This is a genomic window from uncultured Limnohabitans sp. (genome assembly GCF_937889215.1).
Taxonomy (GTDB): Bacteria; Pseudomonadota; Gammaproteobacteria; order Burkholderiales; family Burkholderiaceae_C; genus Limnohabitans_A.
Genome location: NZ_CALBEX010000374.1, coordinates 1 through 1,196, shown reverse-complemented (window position 1 = coordinate 1,196; position 1,196 = coordinate 1). Strand labels below are relative to the sequence as shown.

Annotated in this window: 1 protein-coding gene; it reads right to left on the bottom strand. The window is 58.2% G+C overall.

Features of this window, described 5'->3' with window-relative positions; genetic code table 11:
- The coding region (locus tag Q0341_RS09495) for a type IIL restriction-modification enzyme MmeI (protein WP_366522762.1) at positions 1-943 on the bottom strand (943 nt) is incomplete at its 3' end.
- Positions 944-1,196: the final 253 nt, after the last annotated feature.

Sequence of the window (1,196 nt, the reverse complement as noted above, 5' to 3'; positions counted from 1 at the left end):
ACGTGTAGTGCGCGCCCAGGTTGCGGCGGGCTTTTTCGTCCATGATGCTTTGGAACAAGCTGCCAAAAATCGCTGGGCTGATGGCCGACCAGTCCAGCGCACAGGCGTCCAGCAGGGCTTCGCGCATGGCGGTGCTGAAGTCGGCCATGGGCAAGGTTTCTTCAAACAGGCGGCCGTTGATGTATGCAAACTGGCCCAGCTGTTCGTCGATGTTTTTGCTGCGCTGGCTCTCGTGCGTGTTGAGCACCTGAAACAGTTGCCCCAGGCGCGGCCCCAGGTCCGAGCCGTCGGGCGCGGTGCGTTCTTCCACAAAGTCTCTGAACGATTGCGCGGGCTGAAAGATGCCCGTGTCGTCGGCAAACAAACAAAACAGCAGGCGCACCAGCAGCACCTCGAGCGCGTGGCCGCTGTAGCCGCTGGCTTTCAGGGCGTCGTGTAGACGGCCCATGCGTTCGGCGGCCTTGATGTTGACCGGGTCTTCCGATCGGATGTCTTGCACCTTGTAGCCCGCCAGCAGGCCAAAGAGCTTGACGTGTTTGTGCAGGTGCTTGAGTTCAAACTCTACCGTCTCGCCCGTGGCCAGGCGCCGCACCCGAAAGCGGGCAAAGTCGCACACCACCACCAGCTGGGGCAGGTCGCGCTCGGGCAGGTTGTGCAGGTAGCCAATGGCCTGGTCCACCGCGTCGTCCAGGCTTTTGCCGCGCGACTTGTGCTCCACCAACAGTACGCCGGGCCAAAACAAATCCACAAAGCCCTGCGCACCGCCGAGCTTTTTGACGTTCAGCTCAAAGGTGGCAACGCGTTTGTTGGTGATGCCAAAGATTTCAAAGAAGTCGATCCAAAAAGGCTTGGCCTGGCTGTCCTCGTTGCAGGCGTCGGCCCAGGTTTTGCTGAAAAGCAATGCCCTGGATTTGATTTCGTTCCAATTAAGAATGGTCTGCATAACTCCACAACCATCAGGGCATGGTGATCGTGAGTTAAGCGTACGTTGCCAGCATCCGATTGGATCTTGCCAGCGGTGAATTAGTGGCCGTCTCTACCGCTAAAAGGGCCCATCCATGAGCTCATGGGCCACTGAATTTGACGGTGAGCGCCTTCATCAAGCGCTTGGATCGGCTTTCGATACTCGCGGAACTTCTATCACACAGTCCGCACGACCATTCAAAGCAAGAGTGGCTCCAGGTCGTCCAAGAAAT